The sequence below is a fragment of the candidate division WOR-1 bacterium RIFOXYB2_FULL_36_35 genome, from assembly GCA_001771505.1.
GTDB lineage: Bacteria > Margulisbacteria > WOR-1 > XYC2-FULL-46-14 > XYC2-FULL-37-10 > XYB2-FULL-36-35.
Map to the genome: position 1 here is coordinate 15,896 of MEUA01000023.1, position 16,854 is coordinate 32,749.

Annotated in this window: 20 protein-coding genes and 1 tRNA gene; 15 read left to right on the forward strand and 6 right to left on the reverse strand. The window is 35.4% G+C overall.

Annotated features, from left to right (window positions below; genetic code table 11):
* From A2290_03100 to A2290_03135, 8 genes are all read left to right on the forward strand, one after another.
* Complete coding sequence (locus tag A2290_03100; GenBank protein OGC15243.1) at positions 1–1,167, forward strand: cysteine desulfurase NifS; 1,167 nt, start codon at positions 1–3, stop codon at positions 1,165–1,167.
* Between the two features lie 29 nt (positions 1,168–1,196).
* On the forward strand, positions 1,197–1,613 hold the full coding sequence (locus A2290_03105) for a Fe-S cluster assembly scaffold protein NifU (protein OGC15244.1): 417 nt from the start codon (positions 1,197–1,199) through the stop codon (positions 1,611–1,613).
* A 241-nt stretch (positions 1,614–1,854) separates the two neighbouring features.
* Positions 1,855–2,625, forward strand: coding sequence for a hypothetical protein (locus A2290_03110; GenBank protein OGC15245.1), 771 nt, complete (start codon positions 1,855–1,857; stop codon positions 2,623–2,625).
* Between the two features lie 119 nt (positions 2,626–2,744).
* Positions 2,745–3,062: a hypothetical protein gene (locus tag A2290_03115; GenBank protein ID OGC15246.1), complete on the forward strand. Its 318-nt coding sequence runs from the start codon at positions 2,745–2,747 to the stop codon at positions 3,060–3,062.
* Entirely contained in the window at positions 3,049–3,432 is a 384-nt protein-coding gene (locus tag A2290_03120; GenBank protein ID OGC15247.1) for a hypothetical protein, read from the forward strand. Before A2290_03115 ends, A2290_03120 begins: the two co-directional genes overlap by 14 nt.
* Positions 3,433–3,445: 13 nt before the next feature.
* On the forward strand, positions 3,446–4,558 hold the full coding sequence (locus A2290_03125) for a tRNA 2-thiouridine(34) synthase MnmA (GenBank protein ID OGC15248.1): 1,113 nt from the start codon (positions 3,446–3,448) through the stop codon (positions 4,556–4,558).
* Between the two features lie 84 nt (positions 4,559–4,642).
* Positions 4,643–4,909 (forward strand): hypothetical protein, encoded by a 267-nt coding sequence (locus A2290_03130; GenBank protein OGC15249.1) that lies wholly within the window; start codon positions 4,643–4,645, stop codon positions 4,907–4,909.
* Positions 4,902–5,816, forward strand: a complete 915-nt coding sequence (locus A2290_03135; protein ID OGC15250.1) for a quinolinate synthase — start codon at positions 4,902–4,904, stop codon at positions 5,814–5,816. The genes A2290_03130 and A2290_03135 overlap by 8 nt, the downstream gene beginning before the upstream one ends.
* 9 nt (positions 5,817–5,825) lie before the next feature.
* On the opposite strand, the gene A2290_03140 is transcribed toward A2290_03135, so the two are convergent.
* Together A2290_03140 and A2290_03145 are read right to left on the reverse strand one after the other, a co-directional pair.
* Positions 5,826–6,671, reverse strand: a complete 846-nt coding sequence (locus A2290_03140) for a hypothetical protein (protein OGC15251.1) — start codon at positions 6,669–6,671, stop codon at positions 5,826–5,828.
* A 152-nt stretch (positions 6,672–6,823) separates the two neighbouring features.
* Complete coding sequence (locus tag A2290_03145) at positions 6,824–7,228, reverse strand: hypothetical protein (GenBank protein ID OGC15252.1); 405 nt, start codon at positions 7,226–7,228, stop codon at positions 6,824–6,826.
* Positions 7,229–7,373: 145 nt separating this feature from the next.
* On the opposite strand from A2290_03145, the gene A2290_03150 reads away from it, so the two are divergent.
* From A2290_03150 to A2290_03180, 7 genes are all read left to right on the forward strand, one after another.
* A tRNA-Met gene (locus A2290_03150) sits at positions 7,374–7,447 on the forward strand.
* Positions 7,448–7,521: 74 nt separating this feature from the next.
* A complete protein-coding gene (locus tag A2290_03155) occupies positions 7,522–7,845 on the forward strand; it encodes a hypothetical protein (protein OGC15253.1) in 324 nt (107 codons plus the stop codon).
* Positions 7,842–9,227: a tRNA lysidine(34) synthetase TilS gene (locus A2290_03160; GenBank protein OGC15254.1), complete on the forward strand. Its 1,386-nt coding sequence runs from the start codon at positions 7,842–7,844 to the stop codon at positions 9,225–9,227. Before A2290_03155 ends, A2290_03160 begins: the two co-directional genes overlap by 4 nt.
* Positions 9,212–10,429, forward strand: a complete 1,218-nt coding sequence (locus tag A2290_03165) for a dihydropteroate synthase (protein ID OGC15255.1) — start codon at positions 9,212–9,214, stop codon at positions 10,427–10,429. The genes A2290_03160 and A2290_03165 overlap by 16 nt, the downstream gene beginning before the upstream one ends.
* A 22-nt stretch (positions 10,430–10,451) precedes the next feature.
* The gene (locus A2290_03170) at positions 10,452–11,069 is read left to right on the forward strand and encodes a 2-amino-4-hydroxy-6-hydroxymethyldihydropteridine diphosphokinase (GenBank protein ID OGC15256.1); all 618 of its coding nucleotides are present in this window, start codon (positions 10,452–10,454) and stop codon (positions 11,067–11,069) included.
* 38 nt (positions 11,070–11,107) lie between these two features.
* The gene (locus tag A2290_03175) at positions 11,108–11,512 is read left to right on the forward strand and encodes a tRNA (adenosine(37)-N6)-threonylcarbamoyltransferase complex ATPase subunit type 1 TsaE (GenBank protein ID OGC15289.1); all 405 of its coding nucleotides are present in this window, start codon (positions 11,108–11,110) and stop codon (positions 11,510–11,512) included.
* 4 nt (positions 11,513–11,516) lie between these two features.
* On the forward strand, positions 11,517–12,203 hold the full coding sequence (locus A2290_03180; protein ID OGC15257.1) for a tRNA (adenosine(37)-N6)-threonylcarbamoyltransferase complex dimerization subunit type 1 TsaB: 687 nt from the start codon (positions 11,517–11,519) through the stop codon (positions 12,201–12,203).
* Here A2290_03180 and A2290_03185 read toward each other — a convergent pair.
* The 4 genes from A2290_03185 to A2290_03200 all read right to left on the reverse strand — a co-directional run bounded on the left by A2290_03185 (position 12,200) and on the right by A2290_03200 (position 16,841).
* Positions 12,200–12,835 carry a hypothetical protein gene (locus tag A2290_03185; GenBank protein OGC15258.1) on the reverse strand — a complete coding sequence of 212 codons (636 nt, stop codon included), beginning with the start codon at positions 12,833–12,835 and terminating at the stop codon, positions 12,200–12,202. The genes A2290_03180 and A2290_03185 overlap by 4 nt on opposite strands.
* Positions 12,836–12,879: 44 nt before the next feature.
* Positions 12,880–14,010: a DNA protecting protein DprA gene (locus A2290_03190; GenBank protein ID OGC15259.1), complete on the reverse strand. Its 1,131-nt coding sequence runs from the start codon at positions 14,008–14,010 to the stop codon at positions 12,880–12,882.
* Positions 14,011–14,224: 214 nt separating this feature from the next.
* Positions 14,225–15,115, reverse strand: a complete 891-nt coding sequence (locus tag A2290_03195; protein ID OGC15260.1) for a hypothetical protein — start codon at positions 15,113–15,115, stop codon at positions 14,225–14,227.
* Positions 15,116–15,224: 109 nt separating this feature from the next.
* Complete coding sequence (locus tag A2290_03200) at positions 15,225–16,841, reverse strand: hypothetical protein (GenBank protein ID OGC15261.1); 1,617 nt, start codon at positions 16,839–16,841, stop codon at positions 15,225–15,227.
* Positions 16,842–16,854: the final 13 nt, after the last annotated feature.

A 16,854-nucleotide genomic window follows, 5' to 3' on the forward strand; every position in this document is an offset into this window, starting at 1 on the left:
ATAAAAATGAAAAAAATCTATTTAGATTACGCCGCCACAACGCCAACCCACCCTGATGTTGAGGAAACAATGAAACCATATTTTAGTGAAATATATGGTAACCCCTCCTCTATCCACAAATTTGGCCAGGAGGCTCGATCCGCTGTTGAAAAAGCAAGAGAACAAGTCGCAAAATTGCTTAATGCATCAACAGATGAAATAGTCTTCACATCAGGAGGAACGGAATCAGATAACTTTGCCCTTGAAGGGGTCGCTTTTGCTAATAAACTCAAGGGAAATCACATTGTCACTTCTGCCATTGAGCATCACGCAATCTCCCACTGTTGTGAATTCCTGAAAAAACAGGGATTTGAAATAACTTATGTCCCTGTTAATAAAGAAGGGATCGTAAATCCGGAAGATGTGAAAAAATCGCTAACAGATAAAACAATTTTAGTTTCAATCATGCAGGCAAACAATGAGATTGGGACTATTCAGCCCATAAAAGAGATTGCAAAAATTGTGCATGAAAAAGGTGTAGTCTTTCATACGGACGCAGTTCAAACAGCCGGGCACATTCCAATTGATGTAAAGGAGCTGGATATTGATCTTTTATCCGTTTCAGCCCATAAATTTTATGGACCAAAAGGGGTTGGCGCTCTTTATATTAAAAAAGGGACAAGAATGGTCTCCTTCCTTCATGGCGGTGGACAGGAAAGAAACCGCAGGGCTTCTACTGAAAATGTTCCCGGGATTGTAGGCATTGGAAAAGCGGCAGAGATTGCAATTGCAAATATGGGAAATGAGGCTAAAAGCCTGATAATTTTACGGGATATGCTTATAGACGAGCTTTTATCCAAAATTCCAGAATCGATCTTAAACGGTCATCGAACACAAAGACTGCCAAATAATATAAATATTTCTATTAAGTATATCGAAGGTGAATCGATGTTGCTCAATTTAGACTTTTTAGGGGTTGCGGCATCATCAGGCTCTGCCTGCACATCAGGCTCACTTGATCCTTCGCATGTCCTTTTGGCAATCGGACTAACTCATGATGTAGCCCATGGCAGTCTCCGCTTCTCAATGGGTAGACTCACGACAAAAGATGATATAAAATATGTAATAGAGCAGTTGCCGCCGATTGTTGAAAAACTACGCGCAATGTCGCCTTTATACAAAAAATGACCAATATCCAATTATAACCGGAGGTTAATATGGAACCATATTCAGACAAAGTAATGGATCATTTTATGAATCCCCGTAATGTGGGAGAGATTCCCGATGCCGACGGGCATGGAAAAGTTGGGAATCCAGTTTGCGGCGATATTATGGAATTGTTCATAAAAGTAAAAGAGAACATTATCACCGATGCCAAATTCAAAACTTTTGGTTGCGGGTCAGCCATTGCTACTTCAAGTATTATGACAGAAATGGTAATAGGAAAAACCATTGAAGACGCATTAACAATATCAAACAAAGCGGTTGTTGAAGCATTGGGCGGCCTTCCAAAAGTAAAAATTCACTGTTCCGTCCTCGCAGAAGATGCTTTTAAACTGGCTGTCGATGACTATTTAAAAAAGACAACGGGTAAAGGTTTACCTAATTTCAAGCCACATGAAGAAGAGGTTTAGAAATTTTTGGAAGTTCAAATTCTATTTCTTGTCCAATGATGCTAGAGGCATCTAAAATTTCTATGCCAATAAGCTTCTTATTTTTGTCAAAATCAGCCAAAACCCCAGGCATAATAATAATAATCTGAAATTCCAAGAAAAGTGGGACGATGAATGACCATAGGGAAATCAACGCTCAAAGCGAATTTAACCCCGATTATTCACCCCGATTAGGATAATCAGGGTGAATGAGGAGAAACCAATGCAAATATTTATATTACCACTACCTTCAAAGACAAAACATCCATCTATATTAAAAGATTCAAAAGATTTAGTAGGGACAAGAACAGCTGCCGGCATTACTCAACAAGCTCAAGCTGATAGAATTGGAACTACTCCAAGAGCTATAAGTTCGTGGGAAAACGGAGATTTTCAGCTTCCTCTTATAAGTTATTTTGCTTTAGCCCGAGCGTATCATGATCACTTAACTATGGAGCCAAAACCTCAAAAGCTAAAAGGAAAAGTAGAACCAAGGATTGTAACTCCATTATTCGAAACTATGAGACATAAATTAGAGGCAGAGTTTAATGTGGAAAATGCTGTATTAGGGATGAGAATTCTTTCTGCCGGGTCAAATGATAATCTATTTTTTACAGCTGATAATACGACTGTTAAGATGCCCTTTGCTAACCCTGATTTGCCAATACAACTTGTAAATTCTTTGCCAACAGCCGTTAGTCTCGATCTAAAAGAACTGTCTACCCTTGGATTTTGCAATCCTTTTTGGAACACACCTTTTGATACATGGTTTTCTAACATATCAATAAGAAATTTGTTAATGTTTAGTCCTGCAACAGCAAGTGTGGGCAGAGGCCTTTTATATATACTATTAGTGAATAAGAGGGATGGAATATTCACCGAAAATGATGCTGTAAGAGCTAACCAACTTATGGTTGATTTTATGGATAAAAAAGAGATAAACCCTATTCTGCAATTTATTGCGGCGGTTAACGCACATGCTTTTCAAGCTTAATGCAAACAGCAAAAGACAAAACTGCGGGTACAGCTGAAAGAGGACCATTGTTATTTGTTTTATATCCTTATCTTGCCTTTTAACTTGAATCTCTAATGAAATAAGATATAATTACTATAATGTTAGCTAAAGAAGATATTCAAGGCATTATAGAGACAATAAAGGAGAATGTTAACCCTAAACAAATTTATTTATTTGGGAGCTACGCATCAGGCACTCCTACAGAAAGCAGTGACTTAGACATTCTCATTATTGATGATTCGGGCAAAGCAAAAAATAAGTTGGCGTTAGAGATAAGCAAAGCATTATTTCCCCGGAATTTTGGATTAGATCTAATTGTTGCTTCTTCTGCAGAAATAAAAGAAAAACAAAAACAAAATTTAAGTTTTTGGAATAATATTTTAAACAGAGGAAAAAAACTATATGAACGAAATTGATATTAAAGAATGGATAAAACTTGCAACGCACGATTCCGACACAGCAAATTTACTGGTAAAAGAAAATGGACACGCTGACATAATAATCTATCATTTACATCAAGCCACGGAAAAATTATTAAAAGCACTAATATTGAAAAATGGAGGGAGTCTAGAAAAAATCCATTTTTTAGATAAACTCTTGTCAAAAAATATCGGCAAATATAAAGAACTAAATGATGTAAAGGATCATATTCTTGAACTTAATCTTTATCTTCCCAAATTAAGATATCCATCTGGCGATTCAATTGCTTTTGAAGAAGCCCAAGATTTACAACAAAAATTCCAAAAAATAAAAACAACAATTCTCTCGATTTTACAAAATAAATAGTTCCTTATTTATAATGAATCTACCAGCTAACCCCAATCAAAAAGTAATCATCGCCATGTCAGGAGGGGTCGATTCTTCCGTTGCAGCGGCATTGCTCAAAGAACAAGGCTATAACGTCATCGGCATCACTATGCAAATCTGGGAGCCCAAAAAAGAGTTTGGAGGATGTTGCGCCCTATCCGCAATCGAAGATGCAAAAAAAGTAGCCCTTAAACTTGGTATCCCCCACTACGTCCTAAATTTCAGAAAAGAATTTGAAGAAAAAGTCATCAAATACTTCATAGAAGAATATAAAAATGGCCGCACGCCAAACCCGTGCGTAAAATGTAATGAGCTTATCAAATTTGATCTTTTGGCAAGAAAGGCAAGAGAGCTTGGGGCTTTCTATGTTGCTACGGGGCACTATGTAAGGATAGGTTTCAAGGGATCAAGGGATCAAGGGATCAAGAAAAACATAGAATATAAACTATTAAAAGGAATTGATGAGGCAAAAGATCAGTCGTATGTTTTGTATATGATGAATCAGGAGACATTAAAGCACTCACTCTTCCCTCTTGGAGAACTGACAAAAAAAGAGGTTAGAAAAACTGCAAAGGAGTTTGGTTTGCCGGTACATGATAAAGAAGAGAGCCAGGAGATATGTTTTGTCGAAAATGACAACTATGGTTCTTTTTTAAGGGAAAGAATTCCAGAATATTGTAAACCAGGTAATTTATTAGATACAAATGGGAATATTATAGGCAAACATAATGGTATTATTTTTTATACAATCGGACAGAGAAAAGGGATTGGAGCACATAAAAAAAGAAAATATGTTGTGGAAATTTATTCAAAAGAAAATACAGTTGTTATCGGAGATAATGAAGATTTATTAAAAAAAGAACTGAGAACGGACAATTTAACTTTTGTGTCAGGTGAATTTCAAAAAAATCGCATAGAAATTTGTGCAAAGATACGATATAATAGTCCAGAAGTTAAAGCAACTCTAATTCTGATAGATAAAAAAGAAGGAAAAGTTGTTTTCAAAGAGCCACAGAGAGCTGTAACACCAGGTCAATCTGTGGTTTTTTATGATGGAGACGAAGTTCTTGGTGGTGGAATTATTACGAATTCTGAAAAAACATGAAATTTTTACTAAGAGCGGCAGATAAATATATAGAATGAACCAGAACTATTAAACATTGGTCATTCAAAAAAGGGGTGAGTAAACATGTCCGGCAAGAGAATTAAGTTTACTTTTAAAGACTTGGACGGAAAATTTAGAAAGGTCTACCTTGCAGGTGATTTTACTGATTGGGGAGAAAATGCTATTGTGATGAATAGAAAAGGGAATGGTGAATGGGTAGTCACAAAGTCTCTCACTTTTGGTGAACACGAGTACAAATTTGTTGCCGATGGAAAATGGATTCCAGATCCAAGGGCCAACAAGAAAAAAAGCGCTCTTGGAGAAGAAAATTCGGTAATCAAAGTTGACTAATCCGTTACTCGAAAAGATCAACAAACTTAAAGTCAGCCGCAATGCTGTAATTTTGGCACACAACTATCAGTTGGGCGAAATACAGGATGCGGCTGATTTTGTTGGTGATTCTCTTGAACTGTCAATAAAGGCCTCGCAAATTACAAATGCTGACCTCATAGTCTTTTGCGGCGTCTATTTTATGGCAGAAACAGCCAAAATCCTCTCCCCCACTAAAACTGTCATTATGCCGGATATTAACGCGGGCTGTCCCATGGCAAACATGATAACAGGAGAAGATGTCAGAAAACTTAAAAGAGATAATCCTGACGCTAAAGTTGTTTGTTATGTAAATTCTACAGCCCAAGTAAAAGCAGAATCTGATATCTGTTGCACATCCGCAAACACTCAAAAGATTGTAGAGTCTATAAAAGAGACAGGCGAAATAATATTTATCCCTGATAAATACCTAGGGATGAATACCGCTAAAAAAGTACCCGACAAAAAGTTTATCTATTGGAACGGGTACTGCCCTACTCATATGAAGATAATGCCACAGGATATTGAAAAAGCAAAAAATGAACATCCGTCTGCTGTTGTAATTGTCCATCCAGAATGCAGGACGGATGTTGTTGAGCTTGCGGATCACGCGTTATCAACCGGAGGAATGCTTAAATTTGCAAAAGAGAGCAGTGCAAATGAGATAATTGTCGGCACAGAAATCGGGATGCTCCACAGGCTTCAAAAAGAAAATCCTGATAAGAAGTTTTATCCTGTAACTGATAAGGCCGTTTGTCCCAATATGAAATTAACAACACTTGAAAAACTTTTATGGGCATTGGAAGAAGTTAAGACTGAAATTACTGTAGAAAAAGATGTGGCAGATAGGGCAAGAAAGGCGATTGAAAGGATGATTGAGAATAGGTAACTTTGTATTTTATTCCTTAAACCTTCCTGGATAAACAATTGCATATTGATTCTCTCCATATTGAAGAATTTTTCCCTCATGAGGATCACTATAGAAACGAACAAAATTTTCATAATGGCTGCCTAAACCAGAAACAACATATTCAGGAGAAATTAAATCAATAGCAACAATTTTTTTTCTATCTTCTGTTATTAGAGGCTTTACAAAACTCACATCTGGAAACCCTTCAATGTCAGGAGGATCAATAAGAATATGCAGCCCCCCACCATAGGTGATAACAGGTCTTCCTTGAGAACTTAAATCCCTGACAACCCTTAAAAAATGATCTCTTAAAATAAAAGGGGAATTCAAATATTCTAAAAAAGAAGAGCCTTCAGGAAAAACGCCATGTAATCTTTGGCCAAGAAGAAAAGCCGAATAAATAATAGCTTCAAGCCCTTCTTTATCCTTTGCTTTTTCTTTTGATTTTTCAATAAAACTTGAAAGCTCTGATTTTAATAAATTAATATCTTCTTCAGTTGTACTTTCATCTCTTAATCTTAACTTGTCATGATAAAAGTCTATTGATATTCCATAAGCAAGTTGCTCATACACTAAATCAAGATACCCACCTTTATGTAGTGGAATAAAGAAATCCGATATAAAATGTTTAGATGGAGACTTTACATTTTCAATAATTCTATTTTCAACATGTTGTTCTCCAAAACAAATCACCAAAGGTCTTTGATCAATAACGGAGCCAGCAAATTGTGCAATTTCTTTGGGGTCATGAAATCTGGATATAACCTTTGCACTTAACTGCGTTATTGAAGTTGCTCTCCCGAAATTTTTATTTACACCACTGCATATTGTCATATATATATATCGTCATTTTTGAAGAGGGATTTCAGGAAAATGGGGGGGATAAGTAAGCAGTGAGCAGAAATTTGAGGGAAAGTCTTTAGTGTGAGTTTGAGTATTTTGTATTTAGCTAAAGCCTAACGACTCAAACTCACAGTCAAGACTCGTTAGTGGATGGGCGGCGGCGGCTCGGGAGGCCCCTCCCTCTTTACCCCTTTGCTCCTTCTACGCCTAAGCCCCCTATCTACTAATTCATAAATTTCTTCCATTAAAAACGGTTTTCTTAGGTATTCTAACGCCCCCAAGGTAATAGCATTAGAATGAGAAGATTCCGTCGCATATGCTGTTACAATTACAACTTCAATATCAGGATCAATTTCTTTGACTCTTTTTAAAACTTCCAAACCATCCATCACAGGAAGCCTTAAATCAACAAAAGCCATATCATAGAAACTTTTTTTTAACGGATCTATCGCAGAAGGCCCATCAGCAAAGGTGTCAACAGAATAATCCTTTATTTTGAGTATCATCTTAAATGATTCAAGCACAGATGGCTCATCATCTATAACCATGATTTTTACTTCTTGTACCAATATAGCACCTCTCCTTAATTATGTTTTACTACCGTATTTAGAATTTTATCAGTAATAGCCCCCCTTAGGCAAGTAGAATTTTTAAGAAGTTTATGTTAAACTTTTTATAGTTGTAAGCTAATCGGCCGGGATAGCTCAGTTGGTTAGAGCGAGGGACTCATAAGCCCTAGGTCGCCAGTTCGATTCTGGCTCCCGGCAGGCTTAGTAGTTAGTCGTTTGTAGTTTGTAATTTGCAAAATACAAATTACAATTGCTAATTACAAATTACAAAAATGAAAAACCTAGAAAACAAAAATCCAATCTTATGCGCCACGGCATATCTTTTTTTTATGCCGACTTTGTACATCATCCTTACAGATAGGCGTAAGAACAAATATAATGCATTTCATGCCTCTTTTGCTTTGATCCTTTGGATGGTCTTAATAACAATATTTATGTTAATTAGAGCAATAAATATGCTTGCGATAGCTTCTCTACAGACAAATTTTGCCTCCCTTCTTCTTTGGGCGGTAACAATCCCTTTTTCACTTTTTGCTTTTTTTGACAAAACAATAGAAATACCTATATTTTCAAAAATAGCGGGATTTTTAGCATGATAAGAAATAATGTACTAGAGACTATTAAAGAATATAAAATGATAAATAAAGGAGATTCTATCCTCGTAGGTGTTTCTGGAGGGGCGGATTCCGTATCTCTTTTGTATTGTTTGCATTCCCTCAAAGAAGACTTAAAAATTTCTGCTATCCATGTTGCTCATTTAAATCATTTGATAAGAAAAGAAGATGCAGAAATGGATCAAAGATATGTAGAAAACATTTCAAAAAACCTGGGACTTTTGTGCATTTCTGATTCAGTTGATGTTGAAGCCTATGCGGCACAAAACAAATTGAACTTAGAAGATGCCGGTCGTCGTTTGCGTTACGCATTTTACCAAAAAACATCTGAAAAAGTTGGAGCAAACAAAATTGTTCTTGGTCACACTGCTGATGATATGGTTGAAACATTTTTAATGCGGCTTTTAAGGGGCGCAGGGCTTAAAGGGTTAACGGGAATACCTCCTGTTAGACAGAATATTGTACGCCCTCTTATTAGAACTTGGAGAAAAGATATAGAAAAATATACTGCTTCATTAAAGCTTGTTCCTAGAATAGATCACACAAATTATGAATCAAAATATTTAAGAAACAGGGTCCGTTTAAAATTAATTCCGCAGTTGAAAATATATAACTTAAGGATTAAAGAGATATTACTTCAGACTGTTTTACTTCTAACAGAAGATTATTTATATATGGAATCAAAAACCCGTGAAGCTATTTCGGAAGTGATTTTAAAACAATCAGAGGACAAATTAGAGCTGGACTCAAAAAAACTTAGGGAATTTGATCCTTCGATAACGGGACATTTAATTCGAACTGCCATTGAAAAAGTAAAAGGGAATCTGGCGGAATTGTCATTTAGTCATATACACAATATAATAAAAAATCTTGATTCCAACGAAAACTGGCAACAGCATTTACCTGATCAGACTTATGTTATTTGCAATAAAAACAAATTAACCATAACAAAAGAATTGCCTCAAACTCAGAGTAAAAATTCTTTTTATTATACTTTTTCAATCCCTGGAGAAATTGCAGTAAAAGAGGCAAAAATAAAAATAACTGCGGAAATAATAGACCATCTTGACACCTTTTCAGATTCACAAAATGTAGTTTTTGTTGATCTTGAAGAAATTGATAAGCAGTTAATCGTTCGTTCCAGAAAAAGCGGAGACAGGTTTTACCCGCTAGGAATGAATGGCGCAAAAAAAGTGCAAGATTTCTTTGTTGATTTAAAAATACCTTCAGAAGAAAGGGATTTTATTCCTATTGTAGAATCATCGGGCCGAATCATTTGGATTGCTGGATTCCGAATAGATGAGAGAGCGAAAGTTGATGAAAAAACAAAAAAAGTTGTCAAGTTAACATGTCAAAATCTTTAACGTATAATTTTCGTGTAATGATTATAGAAAACCAGAAAGAAGCCAACCATGAACTTTCAACCATAGGCTGTGATGTAGAAGGCATAAAAATTATGCGGGATAAATACACCTTTTACACAATAAAAATAAAAGACTTATCTCCCACTCAGGTTAATATTATTAAGCAGGAAATTCTTTCTTTGGGAGGAGAAGCAGCAACTGCGCGTGGAGCAATAGACCATTCAATAAAAAAATCCGATACGATTATTTCAGGAACTTTAAAGCAAATAGAAAGCTTAATTAATAAGCTATCAAGCCACAAGTACTTTGATCTTTCAAAAATAGGCCAGGCTATAAAAGAAGCCTTAAGAAATTTTTTAGCGGAACCTACTTTATTTAAAGCGCGTAACTTATCCATAAATCTCAAGAAAAGAACTTATATAATGGGGATATTAAATGTAACTCCGGATTCTTTTTATGATGGAAACAAATACTATGATTATGAGAACGCAATAAAAAGAGCAGACGAATTAATATCATTAGGCGCGGATATAATAGATATAGGAGGAGAATCTTCGAGGCCTAGAGCAAAGCTTGTATCAGAAAAAGAGGAGATCCAAAGAATTTTGCCAGTTGTAAAATATTTAGCAAAGAAGAAAAAATGCTTAATTTCAATAGATACTCAAAAATCTAAAGTTGCAGAAAAAGCTTTAATTGCAGGCGCGCATATTATAAATGACATAAGCGCATTAAATTTTGATTCTAAAATGGCAAAAACAATTGCCCGATATAATGCAGGAGTAATTCTAATGCATATGCAAGGAAGCCCAAAAACAATGCAAAACAATCCCTTGTATAAAGATTTAATTTTTGAGGTAATAAGTTATTTGAAAAAGAGTATTGAAATTGCCGAAAAAACTGGTATACTCTCTGATCAGATAATTGTAGATCCCGGATTTGGATTTGGCAAAACAATAACTCACAATTTAACGCTTTTAAAAAAACTTAAAGAGTTAAAAATCTTAGGATATCCAATTCTTGCAGGGACTTCAAGAAAATCAATGATAGGTAATATATTGAATTTACCAGTTGATAAAAGGCTTATGGGAACAGCAGCAACGGTAGTCTTGGCAATTTTAAATGGGGCCAACATAATAAGAGTTCATGATGTAGAGGAGATGAGAGAAGTTGCAAAAACAACAGATTTAATTGTTAGAGTTTAGAATATATAGGAGGAATAAAAAAATGAAAAGCAAAGTAAAGAAAAAAGAAAAAGTAAAAACAAGTAAAAAAAGCAAGAAAAAAGACAAAAAGGGGGTACAACTTGTTTACCTAAGTTTAGGTAGTAATGTTGGAGACAGAGAGGAATATATCGAACAAGCGGTTTTTTTGATTAGAAAGATAAAAGGGATAGAGGTACTTAGACGTTCATCAAATTATGAGACTGACCCTGAAGGCAAAGAGGATCAACAATCATTTTTAAATTGTGTAATTGAAATAAAAACCATTCTTTCTGCTCATAAACTTTTGGAAGAATTTCAAAACATAGAACAGACATTGGGAAGAGAAAGAGAAGTTGAATGGGGGCCCAGAACTATTGATATTGATATTTTAATTTATGGCGATAGTGTGATAAGCGATGACAAGCTCCAGATTCCTCACCCTCTTATGCATGAAAGGCTCTTTGTCCTGCAACCTCTCAAAGAATTGTCACCGCAATTAATGCATCCTGTTTTGGAAAAAAGCATTTCGACTCTTTATGAAGAGAGAAAAATTGAGATCGGGACTGATAAATATGATGATGAACTTCCGGGTTTTAAAGAGATAAAGACAAGCAGGTATGATGATTATGAAAAATGGTAAAATTAAAGCCTCTGTTTTTTAAGGGGTTTTCTGTATTAATGAAATATATAACGAATAGTCCCAAGGAAACAGTAAAGCTGGGTATAAAAATTGGAAAACAGCTCAAGCCAAATGATATTATAGCCTTGGAAGGAGATCTTGGATCGGGAAAAACTACTCTAAGTCAAGGAATAGCTTTAGGTACAGGATTAAAAGATTATATCTCTTCCCCTACTTTTACTATAATAAATGAGTATGAGAACAAAATTCCTCTTTATCATATTGATCTTTATCGTTTGGACGCGGGGACGGACATAAAGGACTTAGGCATTGAAGAATATTTTCATAAAGATGGAATATGTTTAATAGAATGGGCTGAAAAACTTGGAGATTTGCTTCCCGAAAATGCTAAAATAATTAGGCTTGAAATCAAAGATGCTGATAAGAGAGTAATTACAATATAAAAATATGGCAATTTTAGGTATAAGCAGCGCGACAAAAATCCTATCTGTGGGAATTTGTGAAAACAGCAACACTCTTGCGGAACTTATCGTTTCAGGCAAAGAGTCTTTTACAGAAGATTTAATTGTTTATATAGAAAAGCTCATAGAACAGGCAAAAGTAAAAATAACAGGGATTGCTGTTGCTTCCGGACCTGGATCTTATAATGGATTACGCGGTGGAATGGCAACAGCTAAAACATTAGCGCAGATTTTTGCCGTACCAATTGCCCAAGTTTCGACACTTGAAGCAATTGCTTTTAATTTAATAAATGTTAATGGGACTATACTCTCTCTTTCTGATGCCAGACGGGATGAATATAACATTGCTTTATTTGCTTCTTATCAAAATAATTTAAAACGCATTACAAATGATTTATTAATGAAATTGGAAGATATAAAAAAGTTGTTGTCTAAAATTAAGGGTGAAATCTATGTATGCAGTTGTAATGAAGAAATTCAAAGCCTTTTTATCGCGAAGAATATAAGATTTGCCATTCAAAATTTTTCTATACCCAGAGGCTCAAATGTTGCAATTATCGGCGAAAAGTTAATCAAAGAAGGAAAAGACTCAAACTTAATGAAACTTACTCCAAATTATTCAGTAGAACCAAACATAAGAGAATTTAAAAAAGGGGTTAATGATCGGGGTTAACTAACTAAACGACCAAAAGCTAAACTTAGCTGTTCAACTATATGTTTATATCCAGCGTTGTACATGGCAGAATCTTCTAAAATTCTCATTTCCATTTCTCGCGCCTGATCTCTTATTAAATCTTTCAGCCAAGCAAAGGACATGGTCGTTTTCCCTAAAGATATTCCTGTTTGAAGGGTTAGTGTTGTGCTGGCTCTTCCAGTTGAGAGCTTTGGCAAATCGCCTAATCCCTGACAATAACGAATATCCGGAGCGTTTAATGGTTTTTTTGGTAAGACAGAGAAAGATGCTCTTCCAGCTACTGTAGAAGAAGGAGTTTGTACTGTGACATCATCCAAAGATATAGAAATAGTTGGGATATTTACATTTAATCCTTGCAAATCCACTTTTATTGGACTAATTTTCGGTATTACTTCTGCTTCTAAAGAAGAAAGTGCTTGGGTTCCGCCTACTTTCTGTATCTCTCTTTCAACTTGCCATCTCTCAAGAAGTTTTAAAAGGAACGGGGTTTTGTCTGTAGCTGTTTTTATTGGGGTTGCTTTCGTAGCTCCTTTTCCGGCAGGAGATAAAGATTTCCCATGATCAGGTGCAACTCCTGTAGCGCTTAGTTTTTTTAAGTATACGTTTGGCATCTTCTTATCCTCTGCTATATTATCGTTAATGTATTATGGAAATTTCAGCAAAAATTTGGCATGTGGTAAAGACTGCTTTTTTCAATAATAAACATTTTTCCAGGTAATTGTTTTACAAGTTTTTTTATCTCTAGTTGCGATAAGGTTATCAACACTTTTGATATAACTAATTCTGATCTTCTTACAATTTCATCAATATGCATAGGTTCATTAGAGATAAACTTTAATATATTACTCTCTTCAAAAGAGAGCTGAATCTCTATTTTTTTAATCTCTTTAACAGGTAAAAGGGATTTGTATTGGTTGAGGGATATGATATGTTGGAATTCATCAATAATATCATCAACTCCCTCAACAAGCTTTGCTCCTTGTTTGATTAACCAATGAGGCCCTTTTGACAATTCCGATTCTATATTTCCCGGGACAGCAAAAACTTCCCTACCCTGATCCAAAGCAAGCTTAGCTGTTATCATAGCTCCGCTTTTATATCCTCCTTCAATAATAATTGTCCCAAGGGAAAGACCGGAAACAATTCTGTTCCGTTTTGGAAATTTCCAGTTATCTACCGGGTCATTTAGTGGAAACTCGGATAAAATAGCGCCTGATGTTATAATTTTATCCCTTAAATCTATATTTTCGGGAGGATAAAGAACATTAACCCCACAACCTAAAACGGCAATTGTTTTACCTCCTGCCTCAAGAGCCCCTTCATGAGCGGCGGTATCAATACCTAACGCCATACCAGATATGATTATTATTCCAAGTTTTGAAAGTTCAAAGGCAATTTTTCTAGCAACATTTATTCCATAATTAGAAGCTTTTCTGGTCCCAACTATTGCAATTGATTTATCGAAATTTTTTAGAAAATCTCCTTTGTAGTATATAACAGGAGGAGGATCATGAATTTGGAATAAGATTTCAGGATAATTTTCATCTTCAAAAGTTAAAACTTTAATATTTTCAGGGATTTTAGTCTCCACCATTTTTATTTCTTCTCTAAGCTCTAAAAAGGCTTTTATCCCCTTTTTAGGTAACCCTTCAATTTTTGATAAATCATTTGGATTAGCATTCAAAATTGCGTCAATGGAACCGAAGTAATCCCACAGTTTTTTTATAGAGGCATCCCCTAAATCAGGAGTCTTGGCTAAAAAAATCCATTTGCTAATATTTTTCATGGTTATATTTAAAATAAGCAGCAATTTTTGTGCCAGCCTGATGTTTCATTTTACAACAATTCCATCAAAAGGCTGTTGCATGACGAAAATTGATTAAAAAACGACAAAAGATCGTCAGTTCCAATATTGGGGAATTTTTAACCCCGCTTATTCATACCCCGAGTAATGTTTGACAATTTGTTGGTTATTGATTCTGACGTGAACCCCGATTATCCTAATCGGGGTGAATAATCGGGGTTAAATAAGGATTTTTTCTCGTAAAGTCTGGCATAAATTTAATTGTAAGCTGATGGGTTGTATCCAATTCGGAATGAGGGACAAAGGCATAGTCAAATTGAATATTTTTACTGATAAAACCAATGCCAAAAGATATAGACGAGTTATCTGTTTGTTTACTTGTTAGTCCGGATCTAACAAAGAAACTATCTTCAAAACTATATTCAATGCCAAAATTTGCAAACATATTATCATCTGATGGCAAATTTAAATCAGCCGCAAAAAGAATATCGTCTAATTTGTAAGAATACCCAACTCCATAATTTGATGGAATAGCGGTATTTCCCAAAGATCCTACAATATTTTTTAGTGTGATTCCAAAAGTTCCCTTTGCATTGGCGTTCCACAACATACCAAGGTCAACACCATAGCCGGAAGCATTACTTGTATCAATGGTGTCATTAATTAATTTAAAGCTGCCACCAAGAAACAAATTGTTTAAAACATTGCGCGCGTAGGAAGTTGCAATAACCAGACTTGCGGGAGAAAAAAATCTTCCTGTTCCTGTGGGATTTGTTGGCGTTGTCTCTTCAATTTGTCCCATGTTTACGTAGTCAACAGAAAGACCGAGTGTTGACTCCATGACAGGAGAAGAAAAGGCAAAGGATATATAGCTTATCCCCGCAAAATAGTTCATATAAGTTGATAAAATCTCAATTCTTTTTATTTGAGATAAACCTGAAGGATTCCAGAAAGTCGCGCTTGGATCATCTGAAACTCCAATAAAGGCGCCTCCCATGGCTGATGCTTTTGCATTCCCGTTTAATTTAAGATAATCTCCAGCAAAAGTTCCAGTTTGAGCGTTTACTCCTATGGAAATACTTTTCATAAAGAAAAGAAAGAACAATAGTAAAATTATTTTTTTTCTATTCATACATTAATTTATAACTTACAAAGAATAATGCGTCGAAGCATTGGCATAATAAATAATTATTTTTTTAATCAATAATTGCAATTTTCCCTATCTTTTTTACACCGGAACCTCCTATGAAATAAATATAAATGCCTCTTGTAACCCAAGCTCCTGATGAATTTTTACCGTTCCATGTCCAACTTGCCCCTCCGGTTAATGTCGTTGATGTTACAAGATTCCCTGAAAGCGTATATATACTTATTCTTTCGTCTCCCGACAAACCTTCAAAAACAACACCAGAAGAAGACCCTGCTGTGTATGGATTTGGATAAGCATATATCGTTTTAGTTGTCGATTCTTGGGTAGAAGAAGATCCAAAACTTAAAGCCGCATAGACGTTTATTTTGCCAGAGCCATAGTAAGGATCCCATCCCGCAGTTCCTAAATCATCAGCAGAGCTCACAATTTTATTTATAACCTGAGAGTTTGCCCATGTGGAATTTTGAGCAAAAATCAAGGAGGCCAACCCTGATACAAAAGGAGTTGACATAGAGGTTCCATAACTGTACGCATAAGCATTCCCTTTATAAGTGCTAAGTATATTGCCTGAATTTGAACTCCCTCCATCTCCTCCCGGAGCGCAAACATCAACAGATTCATTATAAGTTGAAAAAGACGAACGGTTATTATCAGGACCTATTGAACCTACGCCTATAACATTTTCATAAGAAGCTGGATATTCAACTGTGGGATCTCCATCATTCCCCGCTGCGGCAACCAGAACACATCCTTTGTTATATGCGTATTGCACAGCCTCATTCATACTATCAACAAATGAATATGATCCCAAACTCATGTTTATAACTTTTGCGCCGTTATCGGCTGCGTATCTTACCCCGTCTGCCGTAATATCAACAAAACCCATACCTCTGAAATTAAGGACTCTGACAACCATAATTTTACTATTCCAAGAAACGCCAGCAACTCCCTTGCCGTTATTTGTCACTGCCGCGGCTATTCCGGAAACATGTGTACCATGGCCATCTAGATCTGAAGGATCATTGTCTGAGGCAAAAAAATCCCATCCTTCCCAATCATCTATATAACCGTTCCCGTCATCATCAATTCCGTTGTTTTTATTGCCAGCGCTCCCCTCAATAGGATTTATCCAGACCTTATCTTGCAAATCTTCATGGGTAAAATCTATACCGCTGTCAACAACAGCTATAATAACGTCAGAATTCCCTTTGGTTATATCCCAACCATCATTTGCATGAATTAAAGGCAATCCCCATTGTTCATAATAATATGGATCATTGGGCGTTACAGAAAGTTTGTATAAAGCAAAGTTTGGTTCCGCATATTCAATTAATGGATTTTTATTATAAGCATCTACTATGTCTTTGAGCGAAGAATTTTTGCTTTCGTCAGCAATCTTTAAGAGTTTTATTTTTTTATTGGAAAGTGTTCTAACAATTTTTAGGTTATTTTGAGAATTAAAAGTATTAATGGATTGTATAGAAATTAAATCCTTGTATTTTACCAATAACTCCCCTTTTGCAACATCAACATATCGTCTTATCCTTTTATCAAAAAACTTTTCTGTCTGTTTATTTTCATAAGAAAGATCGTCAGCGTAAGCAAAAGAAAACAAAACAGAGAAAAAACAAGATAATACAAAAAAAAATACTTTTATTTTCATCTTATTTGTATCC

What these genes read in the sequence shown, in the direction of transcription:
- A2290_03105 (OGC15244.1), top strand. Translation starts at nt 1,197, where the DNA reads ATGGAACCATATTCAGACAAAGTAATGGATCATTTTATGAATCCCCGT.
- A2290_03110 (OGC15245.1), top strand. Translation starts at nt 1,855, where the DNA reads ATGCAAATATTTATATTACCACTACCTTCAAAGACAAAACATCCATCT.
- A2290_03115 (OGC15246.1), top strand. Translation starts at nt 2,745, where the DNA reads ATGTTAGCTAAAGAAGATATTCAAGGCATTATAGAGACAATAAAGGAG.
- A2290_03120 (OGC15247.1), top strand. Translation starts at nt 3,049, where the DNA reads ATGAACGAAATTGATATTAAAGAATGGATAAAACTTGCAACGCACGAT.
- A2290_03125 (OGC15248.1), top strand. Translation starts at nt 3,446, where the DNA reads ATGAATCTACCAGCTAACCCCAATCAAAAAGTAATCATCGCCATGTCA.
- A2290_03130 (OGC15249.1), top strand. Translation starts at nt 4,643, where the DNA reads ATGTCCGGCAAGAGAATTAAGTTTACTTTTAAAGACTTGGACGGAAAA.
- A2290_03140 (OGC15251.1), bottom strand. Translation starts at nt 6,671, where the DNA reads ATGACAATATGCAGTGGTGTAAATAAAAATTTCGGGAGAGCAACTTCA.
- A2290_03145 (OGC15252.1), bottom strand. Translation starts at nt 7,228, where the DNA reads ATGGTTATAGATGATGAGCCATCTGTGCTTGAATCATTTAAGATGATA.
- A2290_03155 (OGC15253.1), top strand. Translation starts at nt 7,522, where the DNA reads ATGAAAAACCTAGAAAACAAAAATCCAATCTTATGCGCCACGGCATAT.
- A2290_03160 (OGC15254.1), top strand. Translation starts at nt 7,842, where the DNA reads ATGATAAGAAATAATGTACTAGAGACTATTAAAGAATATAAAATGATA.
- A2290_03165 (OGC15255.1), top strand. Translation starts at nt 9,212, where the DNA reads ATGTCAAAATCTTTAACGTATAATTTTCGTGTAATGATTATAGAAAAC.
- A2290_03170 (OGC15256.1), top strand. Translation starts at nt 10,452, where the DNA reads ATGAAAAGCAAAGTAAAGAAAAAAGAAAAAGTAAAAACAAGTAAAAAA.
- A2290_03175 (OGC15289.1), top strand. Translation starts at nt 11,108, where the DNA reads ATGAAATATATAACGAATAGTCCCAAGGAAACAGTAAAGCTGGGTATA.
- A2290_03180 (OGC15257.1), top strand. Translation starts at nt 11,517, where the DNA reads ATGGCAATTTTAGGTATAAGCAGCGCGACAAAAATCCTATCTGTGGGA.
- A2290_03185 (OGC15258.1), bottom strand. Translation starts at nt 12,835, where the DNA reads ATGCCAAACGTATACTTAAAAAAACTAAGCGCTACAGGAGTTGCACCT.
- A2290_03190 (OGC15259.1), bottom strand. Translation starts at nt 14,010, where the DNA reads ATGAAAAATATTAGCAAATGGATTTTTTTAGCCAAGACTCCTGATTTA.
- A2290_03195 (OGC15260.1), bottom strand. Translation starts at nt 15,115, where the DNA reads ATGAAAAGTATTTCCATAGGAGTAAACGCTCAAACTGGAACTTTTGCT.
- A2290_03200 (OGC15261.1), bottom strand. Translation starts at nt 16,841, where the DNA reads ATGAAAATAAAAGTATTTTTTTTTGTATTATCTTGTTTTTTCTCTGTT.